Source organism: Sulfitobacter sp. LC.270.F.C4 (assembly GCF_032922545.1).
In the GTDB taxonomy this organism is placed as follows: Bacteria; Pseudomonadota; Alphaproteobacteria; order Rhodobacterales; family Rhodobacteraceae; genus Sulfitobacter; species Sulfitobacter profundi.
Genome location: NZ_CP136692.1, coordinates 1,054,378 through 1,074,621 on the forward strand (window position 1 = coordinate 1,054,378; position 20,244 = coordinate 1,074,621).

The window sequence follows — 20,244 nt, forward strand, 5'->3', positions numbered from 1 at the left end:
TCACGACAGGGCGGCGGCGAAATCGTCATAGTCGAAATCGCGCACCATTCGGGTGGTTCCGTCCAACTCGCGTACTGCGATGCCGGGCATTTTGACGCCGTTGAACCAGTTTTTCTTGACCATCGTGTAACCGGCAGCGTCTTGGAAGGAGAGGCGGTCGCCCGCCTTTAGCGGCGCGTCAAAACGGAACTCGCCAAAGATATCGCCGGCAAGGCAGGACTTGCCGCAGATCATCCATTCGTGGTCGCCGGTGTCGGGCGCGATCTTGGCCGGTTCGCGGTAGATCAGCAGGTCAAGCATATGTGCCTCGATCGAGCTGTCGACGATGGCAAGGTTCTTGCCGTTGTGCATCGTGTCGAGCACGGTGACCTCCAGCGTCGCCGCCCCGGTAATCGCGGCCTCGCCCGGCTCTAGGTAGACCTGCACGCCAAAGGCTTCGGCGAAGGATTTCAGCCGCAGCGCCAGATCATCAAGCGGGTAGTCCGCGCCGGTGAAATGGATGCCGCCGCCAAGGCTGATCCAGTCCATCTTGTGCAGCACAGCGCCAAAGCGCTCTTCGATCAGGGTCAGCATCTCGTCGAAACGCGCGAAGTCATCATTCTCGCAATTGTTGTGGAACATCAGCCCGGTGATCCGGTCTGCGACCGCGTCGATCGCCGCAGGGTCGTGTTCACCCAGACGGCTAAAGGGCCGCGCGGGGTCGGCCAGATCGAAGTCGGAGGTGGAGACGCCGGGGTTCACCCGCAGCCCCCGGATATGCCCGCGCGACTGCGCGTCGAACTTGTCGAGCTGGCCAATGGAGTTGAAGATGATCTTGTCGGCGTGGCCCAGCACCTCGTCGATCTCATGCTCGGCATAGGCGACGGAGTAGGCGTGGGTCTCACCGGGGAATTTCTCGGCCCCCAGCCGCACTTCGTAGAGCGATGAGGAGGTCGAGCCGTCCATATACTCCGACATGAAGTCGAAGACCGACCATGTGGCGAAACACTTCAGCGCCAGCAGGCAACGCGCGCCCGAAAGCGCGCGGAGGCGGGCGATCTTCTCCATATTGTCGCGGAGATTGGCCTTGTCGATCAGGTAATAAGGTGTCTGCACGTCGAAAACCTTTCTGCGCGGCCGGAGGGCATGCTCCGGGAGGGAAAAGACCCACTGGATGTGCTGTCGTGGTTGGCCCCGCTGCGGGGCATTTCCGAGGGCGCTTCGCATATTTCGCGCAAGCAGCGCAATTGTAAAAAAAACGCGCGGGCAGGCAAGCCCGTGCGTTTCCTTGGGTCTGAGTTTAGCGCCAGTCCTGCAAAGGTCCACCGCCATAGGTCTGATTGGTTAGCTTTGCGGGTAGCCGATGCCTCTCAGCGCGTCACGAATTTCGTCCAAGATTGCCGGGTCGTCGATGGTTGCGGGCGGCTTGAAATCCTCTCCATCCGCGATTTTCACGATGGTCGCGCGGAGGATCTTGCCCGAGCGGGTTTTGGGCAGGCGGTCCACCACCACGGCCTGTTTAAAGGCGGCAACGGGGCCGATCTGTTCGCGCATTCGGGTGACGCATTCCGCGACGATTTCCTCATGCGGGCGGTCGACGCCCTTGGTGAGGCACAAAAAGCCCACGGGCGACTGGCCCTTGAGGTCATCGCTGACCCCCACCACGGCGCATTCGGCCACATCGGGGTGGCCTGCCAGAACCTCCTCCATCGCGCCAGTCGACAGGCGGTGGCCCGCGACGTTGATCACATCATCGGTGCGCGCCATGATCCAGACATAGCCGTCCTCATCAATCCGCCCCGCATCGCCGGTCTCGTAATAGCCGGGGAAGGTGGCGAGGTAGGATTTGCGAAAGCGGTCTTCGGCGTTCCACAGGCCGGGCAGGGTGCCGGGGGGCAGGGGGAGCTTGATGGCAATCGCGCCCAACTCTCCGGCAGGCAGCGGTTCGCCCCGCTCATCCAAAATTTGCACGTCATAGCCCGGCATCGGCACGGTGGGCGAGCCGACCTTGACCGGCAGCGCCTCAAGCCCCGCCGGGTTGCCGACGATGGTATAGCCGGTTTCAGTCTGCCACCAATGATCGTAGACCGGCTTGCCCAGTTTCTCCTGCGCCCATTCGACGGTATCGGGATCGGCCCGTTCCCCCGCGAGGTAAAGCGCACGCAGGCTCGACAGGTCGTATTTCTTGATCTCCTCGCCCTTGGGATCTTCGCGTTTCACGGCGCGGATCGCGGTGGGGGCGGTGAAGAAACTGGCGACCTTATGTTCTTCGATCACCCTCCAGAAGGTGCCCGCATCCGGGGTACCCACGGGCTTGCCCTCGAACACAACGGTGGTGTTTCCCGCAATCAGCGGCGCGTAGCAGATGTAGCTGTGACCCACGACCCAGCCCACGTCCGACGCGGCCCAGAACACCTCCCCGGGTTCGACGTTATAGATGTTTTTCATCGTCCAGTTTAGCGCCACCAGATGCCCCGCCGTGGGGCGTACCACGCCTTTGGGCGCGCCGGTGGTGCCAGAGGTGTAAAGGATATAGGCGGGGTGGTTCCCCTCAACCGGAACGCATGGGGCCGGGCGCACGCCGTCTTGGGCGGCATACCAATCGATGTCCCGCTCGGGGTTCAACTCACAGGGTTTCTGGCCGCGTTGCAGGATGATGCAGGTGTCGGGCTTATGCGTGGCCTGTTCGATAGCCCCGTCCAGCAAGGGTTTGTAATCGACCACGCGCGATGGCTCGACCCCGCAAGAGGCGGCGATGATCGCCTTGGGTTTGCAATCGTCGATCCGCACCGCCAGCTCGCTGGAGGCAAAGCCGCCAAACACCACCGAATGGATCGCGCCGATCCGTGCGCAGGCCAGCATCGCCTCAACCGCTTCGGGCACCATGGGCATATAGATCACCACGCGGTCACCTTTTTCCACGCCCTGCGCGACCAGCGCCCCGGCGAGCGAGGCGACATGGGCCTGCAGCTCACTATAGGTCAGGGTCGATTTTTTGCCGGTGATGGGGCTGTCATAGATGATCGCGACGCGCTTGCCGTGGCCCTGTTCCACATGGCGGTCCACGGCGTTGTAGCAGGTGTTTACGCTCGCGTCCGCGAACCATTCATAGAGGTCGTCGCCCCGGTCAAACAGCGCCTGTTTCGGCGCGATGTCCCAATCGATCGCCTCGGCCTGCTCCAGCCAATAGGCTTCGGGGTCGGCCTTCCAACGGTCGTAGGTGTCGCGGTATCCCATGGTGATCCTCCTCTTATTGCACGGGCGGGGCAAACCCGCGGGCCGGGTATAGCTGTACTGACGCGCAAATATTTCCAGCCACTCTGGCCGCTTAGAAAGAATTCAGCAAGCGGATCGCTATTGTTCCTGTCAGTTGCGGCGCGTCATGCTAGGTTGGGCGGAAACCCTATTACCTTTGGAGCCTGCCCACATGCGTCTCGCCCTTTCTCTGCCCCTTGCTTCCTGCCTCGCCATGGTTGCCGCGCTGCCGGTTGCGGCGCAGGACCGTTCCTTCAACTTCGCCCTGCGCGGCGGGGTGGGGGCGGCACCGGATTATCCGGGCGCCAGCAGCTACCGCGCGACGCCGGATTTGGCCTTTACCTTTGGCTCGCTCGAATGGGGCGGGCGCAAGATCGGCACCAAAATCGGTGAAGCGCCCAAAACCGGTTTCGGCTTTACTGGCGCGTTCCGCTATCTGGGCGAGCGTGACAGTTCCGATCACCCCGAACTGGCGGGGCTTGAGGACATCGATGCGGCGGTCGAACTGGGCTTTGGCGTGGTCTACCGCGAGGTGAACTGGCAGGTCTTCGGCAAAGTGCGCCAAGGGTTTGGCGGGCATGAAGGCGTGACCGGCGACATCGGCGCTGACCTGATTTTCCGCCCCGATGAGCGTTGGACCATCACCGCAGGCCCGCGTTTCAGCCTTGGCAATGACACCTATGCCGACACTTATTTCGGCGTCGACACGGCCACACCGACCTTGGCGGCCTATGAGGCCGAAGGCGGCCTGCTGGGGGCGGGCGTCGAAGTGCAGGCGACCTACCGTCTGGACGAGGCATGGGCGCTTGAGGGGGCCGTGGCCTATCAGCGTCTGCTGAATGACGCCGCCGACAGCCCGATCACGCAGGCCGGTTCTGATGATCAATGGACCATGCGCATCGGCGTTAGCCGCGCGTTCAACTGGCGGTTCTAAGCGGCATTGCGCCGCCTCTCGGGGCGGCGCGTTGTTTGCGACATCTCGGTCGAAAACGGATCAGTTTGCGGCAGGATTCTTGTCATGATGAGGTTAGGCGCGGCATGAGGCCAGCGCCCCTCGCATGACAAAGGGCCCGACCATGGGTGACAAAATCAGCAACAAGAAGAAGCAAGCCAAGGCCGCGGCAAAACCCGCCGCCAAGGCCCCGTCCTCCGTCGCGGACATCAAACCCGCCACGCCCCGTAAATAAACCTATCCCCGACCACGCAGCGCCGTCCCCCGAAGGGGGCGGCGTTTGGCTTGGGGGCTTAGCCGTAATGCGCGACCGGGGTGCCCGCGATGGCGCCCACATTGAGCAGCCCGCGCGCGGTGATTGAGGGCGAGACGATATGCGCCCGGTTGCCCATCCCCATCAGGATCGGCCCGACTTCAAGCCCATCGCCCTTCATTTTCAGGATGTTACGCACGCCCGAGGCGGCATCGGCATGGGCGAAGACCAGCACATTGGCGGCCCCTTCCATCCGGTTGCAAGGCAGCAGCCGCGCGCGCAATTCTGGATCAAGCGCGGTGTCGATGTTCATCTCGCCTTCATAGACGAAATCGTGGTTGCCTGCGTCGAGGATTTGCAGCGCCGCGCGCAGACGTTTGCCCGACCCTTCGCCCTGATTGCCAAACTGGCTTTGCGAACACAGCGCGACTTTCGGCTCAATCCCAAAGCGCCGGACGTGGCGGGCAGCCCCGATGGCGATCTCGGCGATCTGTTCGGGGGTGGGGTGTAGGTTCACCTGCGTATCCGCGATGAAAAGCGGCCCGTCTTCGAGAATCATCATCGAAAGCGCGCCATGCGGGCGGAAACCGTCGCGGCCCAGCACCTGATTGACGTAGTTCAGATGCCAGCCAAACTCGCCAAAAGTGCCACAGATCAGGCTGTCGGCCTCTCCGCGATGCACCATGACCGCGCCGATGGCGGTGGTGTTGGTGCGCATGATCGCCCGCGCGATGTCGGGACTGACGCCGCGGCGGCACATCAGGCTGTGATAGGTCTCCCAATAGTCGCGGTAGCGCGGGTCGTTTTCGGGGTTCACCAGATCGACGTTCTGACCCAGTTGCAGGTTCAACCCGGCCTTTTCGATGCGCCGTTCGATCACCTCGGGGCGGCCAATGAGGATGGGCCGTTCCACCGTCTCTTCGATGATCGCTTGCGCGGCGCGCAGCACGCGCTCGTCCTCGCCTTCGGCAAAGACCAGACGGCGGGGGGAGGAGCGGGCGGATTCGAAGACCGGCCGCATGATCAGCGCGGATTTGAACACCGACCCGTCAAGTTTGCGTTTGTAAGCGTCGAGGTCTTCGATGGGCCGCGCCGCCACGCCCGTCTCCATCGCGGCCTTGGCCACGGCAGAGGATACCACACCGATGAGGCGCGGATCGAAGGGTTTCGGGATCAGGTATTCCGCGCCAAAGGTCAGCTGTTCGCCTTGGTAGGCCGCTGCCGCCTCGGCACTTGTCGTCGCGCGGGCGAGGGCGGCGATACCATCGATACAGGCGATCTTCATCTCGTCGTTGATCGTGGTCGCGCCCACATCCAGCGCGCCCCGGAAGATGAAGGGGAAGCAGAGCACGTTGTTGACCTGATTGGGAAAATCGCTGCGCCCTGTGGCGATAATCGCGTCGGGTGCCACGGCGCGGGCCAGATCGGGCAGAATTTCGGGCGTCGGGTTCGCCAGCGCAAAGATGATCGGGCGTTTGGCCATCTTCGCGACCATTTCAGGCGACAGCACGCCGGGGCCCGACAGGCCAAGAAAAAGGTCCGCCCCGTCGATCACATCGTCCAGCGTGCGCAGATCGGACTTCTGCGCATATTCCGCTTTGCTGGGGTTCATGTCCTCGGTCCGGCCTTCATAGACCAGCCCGTTGATGTCACACAGCCAGACGTTCTCGCGCTTCACGCCGAGTTTCAGCAGCATGTTGAGGCAGGCGATCCCCGCCGCCCCGCCACCGGTCGAGACGATCTTGATGTCCTCGAACTTCTTACCCGCCACATGTAGCGCGTTTTTCGCAGCCGCGCCGACGACGATGGCGGTGCCGTGTTGGTCATCGTGGAAAACGGGGATGTTCATTCGCTCACGGCAGATTTTCTCGACGACGAAACAATCGGGGGCTTTGATGTCTTCGAGGTTGATCGCGCCGAAACTCGGCTCCATCGCGCAGACGATCTCGGCCAATTTTTCGGGGTCGGCTTGGTCCAGCTCGATGTCGAAACAGTCGATATTGGCGAATTTCTTGAAGAGCACGGCCTTGCCCTCCATCACCGGTTTCGAGGCCAGCGCGCCGATATTGCCCAGCCCCAGCACCGCGGTGCCATTGGTGACCACGGCCACCAGATTGCCGCGCGAGGTATAGCGGGCGGCGGTGTCGGGGTCGTTCTTGATCTCGATGCAGGCCTCGGCCACGCCGGGCGAATAGGCGCGCGCCAGATCGCGGCCATTGGCCAGCGGTTTGGTCGCGCGGACCTCCAGCTTACCGGGCCGGGGGTGTTCGTGGTAGTCCAATGCTGCTTGGCGCAAGTTGGGGGTGTCGGACATCGTTCATGCTCCTCCCGAATAATGGTTTAGCGTTAAACTAATTTTTGCGCGCAAGCAAAGCGGCATTTGGGCGGGTCGGTCTTGGCGGCGGGTGGCTTTGCCCCAGCGTCGTCCTTGCAGGTCATTTTACGCAGGCTTTATGAGGCGATTGAGGTGACATGTGGTTTTGCATCGCACAGGGCGGGGCAATTTTCTATAGTCCGAGAAAAGGGGAGAGCCTAATGACTGATTTGCGCGAAGCGGCTGTGATGGTGCGGGAAAATGCCCATGCGCCCTATTCGAATTTCAAGGTCGGTGCGGCGATCCGCACGGCGTCGGGCGCGGTATTCAGCGGCTGCAATGTCGAAAACGTCGCCTACCCGCAGGGCACCTGTGCCGAGGCTGGGGCGATTGCCGCCATGGTCGCAGCGGGCGAGCGTGACATCGCCGAGGTCTATGTGGTGGCGGGCAGCGATCTGCCGGTGACCCCCTGCGGCGGTTGCCGCCAAAAACTGGCCGAGTTTTCGGGCGACAAGGTGTCGGTGACCATGGCGACCGTGGCGGGCAAAGAGCAGCAGATGACCATGGGCGACCTGCTTCCGGGGGCCTTTGGCGCCGCCCATATGCAGGGTTAACCTCATGAGCGCGCGGGACATTCTGGCGCGGCTGCGCCATGGAGAGGCACTGGACGCAGAGGCGCTGACGTGGATGGCCCGAGCGCTGGCCGACGGCCGTGTCAGCGACGCGCAGGCCGGGGCCTTTGCCATGGGCATCTGCCTCAATGGATTGGACCAACCGGGCCGTGTGGCCTTGACCCTTGCGATGCGCGATTCGGGGCAGGTGTTGGACTGGGATTTGGACGGTCCGGTGCTCGACAAACACTCCACCGGCGGCGTGGGCGATTGCGTGTCGCTGATCCTTGCCCCGGCGCTGGCGGCTTGCGGCGCTTACGTGCCGATGATCTCGGGCCGGGGTTTGGGGCACACGGGCGGCACGCTGGATAAGCTGGAGGCGATCCCCGGCGTCAGCACCCAGTTGGAAGAGGCGCAGTTTCGCGCGGTCGTGCGCGACGTGGGCTGCGCCATCGTCAGCGCCAGCGGCGACATCGCCCCGGCGGATCGGCGGCTTTATGCGGTGCGGGATGTGACCTCGACCGTGGATTCGCTCGATCTGATCACCGCCTCGATCCTGTCGAAAAAGCTCGCCGCTGGGCTGGATGGGCTGGTGCTGGATGTAAAGGTCGGCTCGGGCGCTTTCATGAAAGAACTGTCGCAGGCGCGCGCCTTGGCCGAAGCGCTGAGCGGCACCGCCACGGCGGCGGGTTGCCCCACAACGGCGGTGATCAGCGACATGAACCAGCCGCTGGTGCCGAGCCTTGGCAACGCGCTGGAAGTGGCCGAGGTGATGCGGGTGCTGACCGGGGCGGCCACCGGGCCAATCCTTGATGTAACGGCTGAACTAGGGGGCGGTCTGCTCGCCAATGGCGGACTGGCCGCGAGTGCCGAGGCCGGGGCCGATGCCCTGCGCGCGGCGGTCCGCGATGGCCGCGCATTGGAACATTTCACTCGGATGCTGAGCGCCATGGGCGCGCCCGCCGATTTCGCCGAAAACTGGGGGCGCATCCTGCCCAAAGCTCCGGTGATCCGCGCTGTGCCTGCGCCGCGCGGCGGCACCGTCAGCGAGATCGACGGCGCGGCGCTTGGGATGGCGGTGGTCAATCTTGGCGGTGGCCGGGTGATTGAAGCGGACCAGATCGACCCGGCAGTGGGCCTGTCGGAAGTGCTGCGCTTGGGCGATGAGGTCCCTGCGGGCCAGCCCTTGGCACTGATCCACGCGGCGGGGCCAGAGGCGGCGGATGCGGCAGAGGCGGCGGTTTTGGCAGCAATCACGCTGGGCGATACGCCGGGCAAAGTGCCGGAATTGATTTTGGAAAGGATCGGCTGATGGGACGTGCATTCTTGGTCGTGATCGATTCCGTGGGCATCGGCGGCGCGCCGGACGCGGGGGATTTCTTTAACGGCGATCTGCCCGATACCGGGGCCAACACGCTGGGCCATATCGCGCAGTCCTGTGCCGCGGGAGAGGCCGAAGAGGGCCGCAGCGGACCGCTTGCCCTGCCGCATCTTGACCGGTTGGGGCTGGGTGCCGCGCTGACGCTCGCCAGCGGGATGGAAGCGCCGGGTTTGGGGGCGACACCAGAGGGCCGCTGGGGTGCTGCGACGGAGGTTTCGCAGGGCAAGGATACCCCTTCGGGTCATTGGGAATTGGCGGGGTTGCCGGTGCCTTGGGCTTGGCAATACTTCCCGGATGAAACACCGGCCTTTCCGGCCGACCTGACCGAAGAGGTCGCGCGGCTGGCGGGCACCGATGGCATCTTGGGCAATTGTCATGCCTCAGGCACGGCGATCATTGAGCGGCTGGGGGCGGCGCATTGCGAAAGCGGCTGGCCGATCTGCTATACCTCAGCCGACAGTGTTTTCCAGATCGCCGCGCATGAAGAGACCTTTGGCCTCGACCGTTTGCTGAAGCTTTGCGAAGACATCGCACCCCGCCTGCATGAGATGAAGGTGGGCCGTGTCATCGCGCGGCCTTTCACCGGCGAACCGGGCGCATTCCAGCGCACCGCGAACCGCCGCGACTATGCCATCATGCCGCCGAAACCAGTGCTGACCAATTGGGTGCAAAACGCCGGTGGGCGGGTCTATGCGGTGGGCAAGATCGGCGACATCTTTACCATGCAAGGCATTGATGAATTGCGCAAAGGGCCGGATGCCAAGCTGATGGAACACCTGCATGATCTGGTGGAAGAGGCCGAAGACGGCAGCCTGACCTTTGCCAATTTCGTGGAGTTCGACAGCCTTTATGGTCACCGCCGCGATGTGTCGGGCTATGCCCGCGCGTTGGAGTGGTTCGACACCGAGATCGGCAAGGTGATCGCCGCGCTGCGCGAGGGGGACATGCTGGTCGTGACGGCGGATCACGGCAATGATCCGACATGGGCAGGCAGCGATCACACGCGCGAAAGGGTGCCGGTGCTGGTCGCCGGGACCGGGGCAGGGGAGCTGGGTCAGATCGGCTTTGCCGATGTGGCAGCGCTTGTCGCCGGGCATCTGGGGGTAGAGGTGCCAGCCTAGCCGCGCAGCCTTTGCTTGCGAGCGGGGCGCTTGTGCGGCTAGAAGCGAGGCAAATAAAGGAGCCTGCCGCATGACCGATACCCCCAATCATCTGACGATCGTTGACCATCCGCTGGTGCACCACAAGCTGACCATCATGCGCGACAAAACCACCTCGACCGCCGCCTTCCGGCAATTGCTGCGCGAGATCAGCCAGCTTTTGGCCTATGAGGTGACGCGCGGCCTTCCGATGACGACCAAGCGGGTCGAGACCCCGATGCAGGAGATGGACGCGCCGACGCTCGACGGCAAGAAGCTTGCGCTGATCTCGATCCTGCGGGCGGGCAACGGGCTGATGGACGGGGTTCTGGAGCTGATCCCCTCGGCACGGGTCGGTTTTGTTGGTCTTTACCGTGACGAAGAGACGCTGCAGCCGGTGCAGTATTACTTCAAGGTGCCCGAGGCGATGGAAGATCGTCTGGTCATTGCTGTGGATCCGATGCTGGCCACCGGCAACTCCTCGGTCGCGGCGATCAACCTGCTGAAAGAGGCCGGGGCCACCAACATCATCTTCCTTTGCCTGCTCGCCTCGCCCGAAGGTGTGGCCACGATGAAGGCCGCGCATCCGGACGTGCGCATCGTCACGGCCTCGCTGGATGAGGCGCTGAACGAGAAGGGCTATATCATTCCGGGTCTGGGCGACGCGGGCGACCGGATGTTCGGCACAAAGTGATCCGGTAAGTTTCGCTATTCAGCGCGTGGTGCTTTACTCAGGCCGCGCGCTGAGGCATCGTTCTACTAGATAGTGTGGGGGCATTAGATGACACTTACCAAAAGTATTGCCATGGCAGTGATCGTGGCCGCTTTGGGCGTCGGCGGATCGCAGACCCAAGCGCAAGACAGCCGCAGCCAGCCAGCGGAGTTTCCGCCGTCTTCCTACAAGGGCAAGCAATATGTCGACAGCGCGGGATGTGTGTTCATCCGTGCGGGCATCGACGGCGATGTGTCATGGGTCCCCCGCATGAGCCGCGCGCGCCAGCAGATCTGTGGTTTCCAGCCCACGAACGGCGTGCAAGTGGCGGCTGCACAGGCGACAACAGCAGCGAAGACCAAGGTCGAAGCCGCCCCCGCCAAAACGCCGCCGACCCGCGTCGCCGAAGTGCAAGCGCCCAAGGTGAAACCGCAAGCCCCCGTGGCCCGGCCCGCACCGCAAAAGGTGGTGCGCCGTGTGGCTCCGGCCCCGGTTCGCGCATCCGCCCCCAAAGTCGTGCGCGAAACCGCACCGCGCCCCGTGCCCGTGGTGCCGAGCAAACCCGTCGCTCTGGCTGCTCCGGCACCGGCTGGGTTCGTCACCGCTTGCCCCGGCGCTTCGCCTCTGTCGCAGCGCTATATGCGGCGCGGGGATGGCTATAGCGTGCGTTGTGGCCCGCAGGCCGAACCTATCGTGACAGGCCGTCTTGCGCCCACCACCCCACAGCGCGGCACGGCCCCTCAGCCTTACCGTAGCGCAGGGATGATGCCCGGCGTGGCCGCAGCGCCCGCACGTGTCGTCGCCCCCGCCGTGGTTGCGGCGCCGGTGGTCAGCGCGCCGCCTGCCCGGGCCGTGGGCACCCAAACACGGATCGTGCCGAAACATGTGGCGATCAACCGATTGAACACGACAAACGTCAAAGTTCCCCACGGCTATCGTAAGGTCTGGGAGGACGACCGTCTGAACCCGCACCGCGCCGAGCAGACCTTGGAAGGCCGCGCCGATATGCTGCTGGTCTGGACCCAGACCGTGCCGCGCCGTTTGGTGAACAAGGCCACCGGCGAAGACGTGACCGCCAAAGTGCCGCTGATCTACCCCTATCTCGATATCGAAACGCAGCGCCGCAAACTGGGGGTGGTCAAGATTGTTGAACGGGACGGCCAAGTGGTGAAACGTGTTCTGCGCTACCGCAATGCCGCGCCGATCCACCGCGATGCCCGCCCCGTCAAGAGAGCGCCGGTGAAGACCGCGCCGGTTAAGGCTGCACCGGTCTATTCCAGCCGGTCGGCCCCGGCGGCGCAGGTCAGCACCAAGGCAGGCTATGTGCAGGTTGGTGTCTTTGGTAGCCCAGCCAATGCGCAGCGCGCGGCGCGTCAGATCGCATCCATGGGCATGCCTGCCCGCATCGGCAAACAGACACGCGGCGGCAAGACCTATCACAGCGTTCAGGCGGGCCCCATCGCAGGTGGCTCGGCCCAAGCGGCGCTTGGTCAGCTGCGCCGGGCGGGATACCGGGACGCCTATCTGCGCCGCTAAGCGCGTTGCAAGGACAAGCAAAAAGGCCAGCCGTGGTGTCCCCCCGGCTGGCCTTTTTCTTTGGCGGATCGTTCAGTCAGCCGCCGCAGATGCTTTGCAGTCGCAGCCAATCGGCATCCGACATCAGCGGCGCGGTCAGCTTGCCGTTCATCGGGTCGCCTTCGATTAGGGGCAGGGTGCTTTCGCCGGTGATGTCGCGGGCAAATGCATAGGGTTTGCTGCGCAACTCGGCCTTGGCAAAACGTGCCAACTGGGCGTCGACTTTCGGTGTCGCGGCGGGGCGCATCAGCAGTTGCTCGGCATAGGCGTCCAGCGCTTCCGAAGAGATATCGCCGGTGGTCAGCAGGCGGAAGTTTTCGCGCAGGCCCACGGCCTCTAGCAGCGCGCGCAGCGGGTCATGTTCGCTGCGTGCCACATCTTCGGTGAGCACATAGCCCGCAGCAACATCGGGTTCTTCGTAATCCTCCAGCACCGCGCGGTCGAGTACGATAAGACGCCCCGGCAGATGCAGGCTGGCGCGGGTCATATCGGGCAGGATCGCCACGCGCCCCACCTCCAAGCGTTTGGTGAGCCGCGACAGCGCGGCACTGCCGCCGGGGCTTTCGCAGGCGGGGCCGGATACCCGTTCAAGCCGCTTCAGCAGCGCCGTGCCCAATGAGACGCGCTTGACCTCTGGGACCACTTTGATCGCGTGATCGCGCAGCGCGCCGGGCATCCAAAAGACCGCCAGCGCCGCCACCACGGCGACAGAGGCGACCATGCCCACCCACCGCAAGCGGCCCGGCTTCGGGCGGCTGCGGCTAATGGCGCGGCGCAGCTTTTCGATGGCCTCAATCATCTCGGTTTCATTGTCGGGCAGTTCCAGCGTCTCTCCCGGATCGCCGTCCGGATGATAGAGCGCGGGGGTCTGGCCGGGATTGGTCCTGTCGACGGCAGCCAGCGACCAATGGGTCAGCGCCTGATCCTTGAGATCGCTGATCACCAGTGTCGCATCACCGATAGAGACGATCACCTCGCGCCGCTGCGCATCGGGCGTGGCGCGCCAAAGGCCCGTCGCTTCGAGCCGGGCGTATTTTGTCAAGGCGGTCATGGGGTTCTGCTGCGGGCCTGTCAGTTTTCGCCACTCTACCACGCGCTGCGGGATCAGCAATGGCAGGTGACATAATGCCCCGCCTTAGAGGTCCGCCGCCTGCTTGCGCAGTTCAAACTTCTGGATCTTCCCGGTGGAGGTCTTGGGCAACTCCCCGAAAATCACCCGCTTGGGCGTTTTGAACCCGGCAAGACGTTCGCGGGCAAAGGCGATCAGCGCCTCTTGGCTGGCCTCCGACCCCGGCTTCAACTCGACAAAGGCGCAGGGCACCTCGCCCCATTTTTCATGCGGTTGGGCCACCACGGCAGCCAGATTGACCGCGCCGTGGCCCATCAGCACGCCTTCGACTTCAACGCTTGAGATATTCTCTCCGCCGGAGATGATGATGTCCTTGGCGCGGTCGGCGATCTGGATATAGCCGTCGGGATGCTGCACCGCGATGTCGCCGGAATGGAAGTAACCGCCCGCAAAGGCTTCGGCGGTGGCCTCGGGGTTCTTGAAGTAGCCTTTCATTACCGCATTGCCGCGGATCATGATTTCGCCCTGTGCGGTGCCGTCGCGCGGGGTCTGGGCCATCTCGGCGTCCATCACCGTGATCTCTTCCATCATCGGCATGGCGATGCCTTGGCGGGCTTTGATCCCGGCGCGCTCAGCCTCGGGCAGCCCGTCCCAATCGCCTTGCCACAGACATTCGGTGACATGGCCAAAGGTCTCGGTCAGCCCGTAGACCTGCGTGACGTTGAAACCCAGTTTCTCGATCTTCGACAGGGTTGCGGGGGCAGGGGGCGCGCCTGCGGTGAAAACCTCGACGCGGTGATCGAGGGCGCGGCGGTCTTCTGCGCTGGCGTTGACCAGCATGTTCAGCACGATGGGCGCACCGCCGAAATGGGTGACCCCGTGATCCGCGATGGCGTCATAGATCGCGCCCGCTGTGATGTCGCGGCAGCAGACCAGCGTGCCGCCCAGCAGTGGCATCATCCAAGTGTGGTTCCAGCCGTTGCAGTGAAACAGCGGCACGATCTGCATGAAAACCGGGCGCAGCACCATCTGCCAAGAGACGACCGTGCCCATGGTCATCAGATAGGCCCCGCGGTGGTGATAGACCACGCCCTTGGGCCGCCCGGTGGTGCCGGAGGTATAGTTCAGCGCGAGGCTCTCCCATTCGTCGTCGGGCATGATCCAGCTAAAGTTCGGATTGGCCTCAGCCAGCAGGTCTTCGTATTGCGGATGCCGCCCGCTGGGAGGGAGGCCGACGGCGGGGTCGGGCACTTCGATGATCGCAGGGCATGTGCCGTCCATCCGCGCGCAAGCGTCTTCGGCCAGCGCCAGGAATTCGGTATCGACGAGCAGCACCTTGGCCCCTCCGTGGTCGAGGATATAGGCCACCGTTTTAGGGTCGAGGCGGATGTTGATGGTGTTGAGCACGGCCCCGCAGGCCGGCACGCCAAAATGCGCCTCGGCCTGCGCGGGCAGGTTGGGGATCAGGGTCGCGACCACGTCGCCCGGAGCCACGCCGATCTCGGCCAACAAGGCGGCAAGGCGGGTGCAGCGGTCATGGTACTGGGCATAGGTGACGCGGTGGTCACCGTAGATCACCGCGGTTTGCCCGGCGAAGACCTCTGCCGCCCGGCGCAGATGCGACAGTGGCGTTAGCGCCACAAAATTCGCTGCGCATTTTTCAAGCCCGCGCTCATCCGTCATCCACCCCATGTGACCCCTCCCAAGGCATTGGTTGCGATTTGGGGTTGAGTATTGCTGCCGGGACGTGACTTTGAAAAGAGGGCAGGAGCGAAAAGGAGGGCAGATGCAAGACGCAGCGGTGAAATCAGGCTTGGCGGCGCTTTGCGCCGTAAGCGGTATGGCGGCTTTGGGGCTTACGGATAACTTCGTCCCCTTCATAACCGAGCGCGGCTCGCTCTGGCAGTTTCATTTTGTGCGCGGTGTTATGGCGGTGGCCATTCTGATGGTGCTGGCGGCCCTTGGTTTCGGCATCCTGCGGCCAAAGCGGTTCTGGGCCGTGGCGGGCCGCAGCTTGTTTCAGGCCGGGGCCATGTTGATCTATTTCGGCTGTCTGGCCTTTTTGCCCATCGGCGTGGTGGTGGCCGGGCTTTTCACCTCGCCGCTCTTCGTGCTGATGATCTCGGCCCTGTTCCAAGGCAAGCGTGTCGGGCCATGGCGGTGGGGGGCCGTGGCGGTGGGCTTTGCCGGAGCGTTGATGGTGATCCGCCCCGACCCGAGCGATCTTGACCCCGTGGCCTTTCTGCCGCTCTTGGCCGGGGCGCTCTATGCGATCGGCGCCGTGGCGACGCGGGCATGGTGCGAAGGGGAGAGCACGATGGTCATGACCGCAGGCTTTTTCGGCATGTTGGCGGTCATGGGCGGCATCGGTGTCATGGTTTTGCCGGGTGCGGAGGTGGCAGGGCCCGAAGGTTTCGTCAGCCGCACATGGGGGCCGCTGGATGGCGCGATGTGGTTCTGGATCGCGGTGCAAGCGGTAGGCTCGCTCATCGGCATCGGGTTTCTGGTGCGCGGCTACCAATTGGGCGAGGCCGGACATGTCGCCATTTTCGAATACTCCCTGCTGATTTTCGCCAGCTTTTGGGCCTATGTCCTATGGGACCAGCAGGTGCCGCCCATGGGCTTTGCGGGCATGGCGTTGATTGCACTGGCGGGGGCGGTCATCGCGCTGCGCAGTGATGAGCCGTCTACCTTGCGCGCGCCGGAGGCGGTGGAGTGATCATCAGCCGGGGCCGTCGCTATGTCTTTGTGCATATCCCCAAAACGGGGGGCACCTCGCTCGCGCTGGCTTTGGAAGGGCGGGCGATGAAGGACGACCTGATGCTGGGTGACACGCCGAAGGCGCTGAAACGGCGGCGGCGGTTGCAAGGCGTGCAGGCGGCGGGGCGGCTCTGGAAACACTCAACGCTGGCGGATGTCGACGGGCTGCTGCGGCCTGAGGAGTTGGATGGGCTGTTTTGCTTCACGCTGGTGCGCAACCCTTGGGACCGGGTGGCGAGCTATTACCGCTGGCTGCGCGGGCAGGGGTTTGATCATCCGGCGGTGGGTCTGGCGAAGGCGAATGACTTTGCCGGTTTTGTGACCCATCCGCAGACCCGCGCCAGCCTGCGCGCTTGGCCCGCGCGGCGCTATATGGCGGATGCGGCGGGGCGGGAGCGTTGTGATCTCTATATTCGGTTGGAGCATTTCCCAGCGGATGCGCAGCCGTTGTTCGAGCATCTGGGTTTTGAATTGGAATTGCCGCGAGTGAATGCCTCAGCAGGGGCTGCGGCCTATACGCCTGAGTTGCGCGATATTGTGGCGGAGGTTTGCGCCGAGGATATCGCGCGATTTGGCTACGCTGACGACGGCCCCTAGGCCCGGAATCAAGCCGCAGGCGCCGGGCCATCGCCTGCCCGCCCCCCGGGTAGGCGATTTGGCGAGGCTGGGCGGTACTTTGCGGGCACACATCACTGCTGCGCCATAAAGTGGCACGAGGCCACCTTGGATCGCCGACCCGCGGGCAGGCGATGGCCCTCATAGCTCTACGAAAAAGGGGCGCCGAAGCGCCCCGATCTTTTATGCTGCCTTGCTGGCGTCCGGGTTGAACCGCCCGTAGAACGACTGGTTCTTCTGGGCCATCTCGCGCAGCAATTCGGGGCATGCAAACCGCTCACCGAACTTCTCGGTCAACTGATCACAACGCTCCGCCGCATAGGGCGCGCCGATCATATCAAGCCAGCTCAGCGGCCCACCGGACCAAGGCGCAAAGCCCCAGCCAAGGATCGCACCGACGTCACCCTCACGGATGTCCATCAACACGCCTTCTTCCAGCGCGCGCACGGCTTCCAGCGTCTGCGAGAACAGCAGACGGTGCTGCACTTCGATCAGATCGGGCTGTTCCTCGGCCACGGGGTATTTGTCGCCCATGCCCTGCCACAGACCGATCCGCTTGCCCTTGGCGTCATAGCTGTAGAAACCGGCATTCGCCTTGCGGCCCAGACGGCCCTCTTTCTCCATCCAGAACACCAGCGGGTCGATATCGTCGTTGGGATAGTCTGCCCCCATCGCCGCCTTGGTGGCACGGGCAATCTTGGCGCCCAGATCGATCGAGGTCTCATCCATTAACTGCAATGGCCCAAGCGGCATGCCGACGAGCTTGGCCGCATTCTCGATCAGCGCAGGCTCAACACCCTCCTGCACCATGCGCACACCTTCGTTGATGTAGGGAATGATGCAGCGGTTGGCGTAGAAAAAGCGCGCGTCGTTGACCACGATTGGGGTCTTGCGGATCTGGCGCACATAGTCGAGCGCCTTGGCCACGGCCCGGTCGCCGGTCTCAGCGCCCTTGATGATTTCCACCAGCAACATCTTCTCGACCGGAGAGAAGAAGTGGATGCCGATGAACTGCTCCTGACGGCTCGACGCCTTCGCCAGATCGGTGATCGGCAGGGTCGAAGTGTTGGAGGCAAAGATGCAATCCTCGGGGATCACGGCTTCGACCTTCTGGGTCATCTCGGCCTTGACCTTGGGGTCTTCAAACACCGCTTCGATGATCAGGTCGCAGCCCTTGAGCGCATCCAGATCGGTGGTCGCGGTGATCAAGTCGAGCGCTTTGGCCTTCTTCTCTTCGGTCGATTTCTTCCGGGCGATGCCCTTGTCGAAATAGCTCGCGGAATAGGCCTTGCCCTTGTCGGCGGCTTCTTGGGTTTGGTCGATCAGCACGACCTCGATGCCCGCCTGAACCGACACCAGCGTAATGCCCGCGCCCATCATGCCCGCACCCAGCACGCCCAGTTTCTTGACGCGCTGGTCCGGCACGCCTTCGGGGCGCACGGCACCTTTCTCAAGCGCTTCTTTGTTAAGGAAGAGCGAGCGGATCATATTGCCCGAGGAGGGGTTCATCAGCACATTGGTGAACCAACGCGCCTCGATTTTCAGAGCCGTGTCGAAAGGCACCAGCGCGCCTTCGTAGACCGCCGACAAAAGCGCCTTGGCCGCCGGATAGACACCCTGCGTCTTGCCGTTGACCATCGCACTGGCGCCGACGAACGTCATGAAACCCGCCGGATGATAAGGCGCGCCGCCGGGCATTTTATAACCCTTGGCATCCCACGGCTTCACCATATCGGCGTCCTTGGCATTCAGCACCCAGTCGCGTGCCGCGGCCATCGGGTCTTCGCTGACCTCATCAATAATGCCGGCCTTCTGGGCAGCAGCAGGGGCGACCATTTTGCCTTCCAAGAGGAAGGGCGATGCCGCCATCGCGCCGAGCTTGCGCACCATCCGCGTGGTGCCACCGGCCCCGGGGAAGATGCCCACAAGGATTTCCGGCAGGCCAATCCGCGCCTTCGGGTTATCCGCCGCAAAGGTGCGATGCGTGGCCAGCGGCAGTTCCAGCCCGATGCCCGCGGCGGTGCCGGGGATCACGCAGGCCACGGGCTTGCCGCCCTTGTTGGTCTTGGGGTCCATGCCCGCGCGCTCGATCTTGCGCAGCAGAGCGTGCATCTGCATCGTGCCCTCGAAAAGCCCCTTGGCCGGATCGTCGCCCGCGTCTTCCTTCATCTTGGCCAGCAGGTTCAGGTCCATCCCCCCGGCGAAAGACCCTTCCTTGCCCGAGGTGATGACGATGCCCTTCACGGCGTCATCGGCCAGCGCGTCGTCGATATGCTTCTCCAGATCGCGCAACCCGTCAAAGGACATCACGTTCATGCTTTTGTCCGGCACGTCCCATGTGATCGTGGCGATGCCGTCGGCGTCTTTATTCAATGTAAAATCGGTCATTCTCTTGCTCCCTTACGCGGCTTACACGCGCTCGATGATGGTGGCGGCACCCATGCCGGAGGCGATGCAGAGCGTGGCGAGCCCCACTTCCTTGTCAGCGCGCTCCATCTCATCGAGCAGAATGCCGATGATCATGGCACCGGTGGCGCCCAGAGGGTGGCCCATGGCGATGCCGCCGCCATTCACGTTCACTTTGCTGTCGTCCACATCAAAGGCCTGCATGAAGCGCAGGACCACGGCGGCAAAAGCCTCGTTGACCTCAAACAGATCGATGTCGCCGATGGTCATGCCGTTGTCCTTCAGGATCTTCTCGGTCACCGGCACCGGGCCGGTCAGCATGATGGTCGGATCGGTGCCGATCTTGGCGGTGGCGCGGATGCGGGCGCGGGGCTTAAGCCCGTGCTGCTCGCCGAACTCTTTGTTGCCGATCAAAACAGCCGCAGCACCGTCGACGATGCCCGACGAGTTGCCCGCGTGGTGGATGTGGTTGATCCGCTCCAGATGCGGGTATTTCATCAGCGCGACCTTGTCGAAGCCGGGCATGACCTCACCCATCTGCTGGAACGCCGGGTTCAAGCCGCCAAGCGACTGCATGTCGGTTTGCGGGCGCATGTATTCGTCACGGTCAAGGATCGCGAGGCCGTTCTGATCACGTACGGTGATGACGGATTTGTCAAAGCGGCCCTCTTCCCAAGCCCGCGCCGCGCGCTGCTGGGACTGCATGGCCAACTGGTCGGCCTCGTCACGGGTGAAACCGAATTCGGTGGCAATGATATCGGCCGAAATACCCTGCGGCACGAAGTATTTCTCCATCGCCAGCGTCGGGTCTACGGCAATCGCGGCACCGTCAGCGCCCATCGCGACACGGCCCATCATCTCGACACCGCCGGCGATATAACCATTGCCCGCGCCGCCTTTGACTTGGTTGGCAGCAAGGTTCACGGCTTCCATGCCGGAGGCACAGAAACGGTTGATGGCCAAACCGGGGATACGCTCGTCCAAATCGGACGCCAGCACCGCTGAGCGTGCCAGACAGCCGCCCTGTTCCATCACCTGCGTGACGTTGCCCCAGATCACGTCCTCAACGGCATGACCTTCAAGGTTGTTGCGCTCTTTCAGCGCGTTCAATGTCTGTGCCGACAACCGCAGCGAGGTGACTTCATGCAGCGCGCCGTCCTTGCGGCCCTTGCCGCGTGGGGTGCGGATCGCGTCGTAGATGTAAACGTCTTGGGTCATGTTCA

Annotated in this window: 16 protein-coding genes; 9 read left to right on the forward strand and 7 right to left on the reverse strand. The window is 63.6% G+C overall.

Annotated features, from left to right (window positions below; translation table 11 throughout):
- A complete protein-coding gene (locus R1T45_RS09070; protein ID WP_132444309.1) occupies positions 1 to 1,095 on the reverse strand; it encodes a carboxynorspermidine decarboxylase in 1,095 nt (364 codons plus the stop codon).
- Positions 1,096 to 1,323: 228 nt separating this feature from the next.
- Positions 1,324 to 3,216 (reverse strand): propionyl-CoA synthetase, encoded by a 1,893-nt coding sequence (locus R1T45_RS09075; protein WP_317390645.1) that lies wholly within the window; start codon positions 3,214 to 3,216, stop codon positions 1,324 to 1,326.
- Between the two features lie 190 nt (positions 3,217 to 3,406).
- Between R1T45_RS09075 and R1T45_RS09080 the strand changes: the two genes are divergently transcribed.
- Positions 3,407 to 4,168 carry a MipA/OmpV family protein gene (locus R1T45_RS09080; RefSeq protein WP_317390646.1) on the forward strand — a complete coding sequence of 254 codons (762 nt, stop codon included), beginning with the start codon at positions 3,407 to 3,409 and terminating at the stop codon, positions 4,166 to 4,168.
- Positions 4,169 to 4,310: 142 nt separating this feature from the next.
- Positions 4,311 to 4,421, forward strand: coding sequence for a malic enzyme (locus tag R1T45_RS09085; protein ID WP_120351690.1), 111 nt, complete (start codon positions 4,311 to 4,313; stop codon positions 4,419 to 4,421).
- 58 nt (positions 4,422 to 4,479) lie between these two features.
- Here R1T45_RS09085 and R1T45_RS09090 read toward each other — a convergent pair whose 3' ends face one another.
- Positions 4,480 to 6,753, reverse strand: coding sequence for an NADP-dependent malic enzyme (locus R1T45_RS09090; protein ID WP_067940135.1), 2,274 nt, complete (start codon positions 6,751 to 6,753; stop codon positions 4,480 to 4,482).
- 221 nt (positions 6,754 to 6,974) lie between these two features.
- On the opposite strand from R1T45_RS09090, the gene R1T45_RS09095 reads away from it, so the two are divergent.
- The 5 genes from R1T45_RS09095 to R1T45_RS09115 all read left to right on the forward strand — a co-directional run bounded on the left by R1T45_RS09095 (position 6,975) and on the right by R1T45_RS09115 (position 12,132).
- Positions 6,975 to 7,367, forward strand: a complete 393-nt coding sequence (locus tag R1T45_RS09095) for a cytidine deaminase (RefSeq protein WP_120351689.1) — start codon at positions 6,975 to 6,977, stop codon at positions 7,365 to 7,367.
- 4 nt (positions 7,368 to 7,371) lie between these two features.
- Positions 7,372 to 8,676 (forward strand): thymidine phosphorylase, encoded by a 1,305-nt coding sequence (locus R1T45_RS09100; protein ID WP_317390647.1) that lies wholly within the window; start codon positions 7,372 to 7,374, stop codon positions 8,674 to 8,676.
- On the forward strand, positions 8,676 to 9,866 hold the full coding sequence (locus R1T45_RS09105; protein WP_317390648.1) for a phosphopentomutase: 1,191 nt from the start codon (positions 8,676 to 8,678) through the stop codon (positions 9,864 to 9,866). The genes R1T45_RS09100 and R1T45_RS09105 overlap by 1 nt, the downstream gene beginning before the upstream one ends.
- A gap of 70 nt (positions 9,867 to 9,936) precedes the next feature.
- A complete protein-coding gene (upp, locus tag R1T45_RS09110; RefSeq protein ID WP_317390649.1) occupies positions 9,937 to 10,578 on the forward strand; it encodes a uracil phosphoribosyltransferase in 642 nt (213 codons plus the stop codon).
- Between the two features lie 87 nt (positions 10,579 to 10,665).
- Positions 10,666 to 12,132 carry an SPOR domain-containing protein gene (locus tag R1T45_RS09115; RefSeq protein WP_120351686.1) on the forward strand — a complete coding sequence of 489 codons (1,467 nt, stop codon included), beginning with the start codon at positions 10,666 to 10,668 and terminating at the stop codon, positions 12,130 to 12,132.
- 76 nt (positions 12,133 to 12,208) lie between these two features.
- Here the strand turns inward: R1T45_RS09115 and R1T45_RS09120 are convergent, their stop codons facing one another.
- The gene (locus R1T45_RS09120; RefSeq protein ID WP_132444314.1) at positions 12,209 to 13,222 is read right to left on the reverse strand and encodes a hypothetical protein; all 1,014 of its coding nucleotides are present in this window, start codon (positions 13,220 to 13,222) and stop codon (positions 12,209 to 12,211) included.
- 84 nt (positions 13,223 to 13,306) lie between these two features.
- Positions 13,307 to 14,932 (reverse strand): AMP-binding protein, encoded by a 1,626-nt coding sequence (locus tag R1T45_RS09125; RefSeq protein WP_317390650.1) that lies wholly within the window; start codon positions 14,930 to 14,932, stop codon positions 13,307 to 13,309.
- A 94-nt stretch (positions 14,933 to 15,026) separates the two neighbouring features.
- Here R1T45_RS09125 and R1T45_RS09130 point away from each other — a divergent pair, with 94 nt between their 5' ends.
- Entirely contained in the window at positions 15,027 to 15,959 is a 933-nt protein-coding gene (locus tag R1T45_RS09130) for a DMT family transporter (RefSeq protein WP_120351683.1), read from the forward strand.
- A complete protein-coding gene (locus R1T45_RS09135; RefSeq protein WP_317390651.1) occupies positions 15,956 to 16,597 on the forward strand; it encodes a sulfotransferase family 2 domain-containing protein in 642 nt (213 codons plus the stop codon). Before R1T45_RS09130 ends, R1T45_RS09135 begins: the two co-directional genes overlap by 4 nt.
- 201 nt (positions 16,598 to 16,798) lie before the next feature.
- On the opposite strand, the gene R1T45_RS09140 is transcribed toward R1T45_RS09135, so the two are convergent.
- Both R1T45_RS09140 and R1T45_RS09145 read right to left on the reverse strand, forming a co-directional pair.
- Positions 16,799 to 19,003: a 3-hydroxyacyl-CoA dehydrogenase NAD-binding domain-containing protein gene (locus R1T45_RS09140; protein WP_317390652.1), complete on the reverse strand. Its 2,205-nt coding sequence runs from the start codon at positions 19,001 to 19,003 to the stop codon at positions 16,799 to 16,801.
- 21 nt (positions 19,004 to 19,024) lie between these two features.
- On the reverse strand, positions 19,025 to 20,239 hold the full coding sequence (locus tag R1T45_RS09145) for an acetyl-CoA C-acetyltransferase (protein WP_067630090.1): 1,215 nt from the start codon (positions 20,237 to 20,239) through the stop codon (positions 19,025 to 19,027).
- Between the last annotated feature and the right edge of the window lie 5 nt (positions 20,240 to 20,244).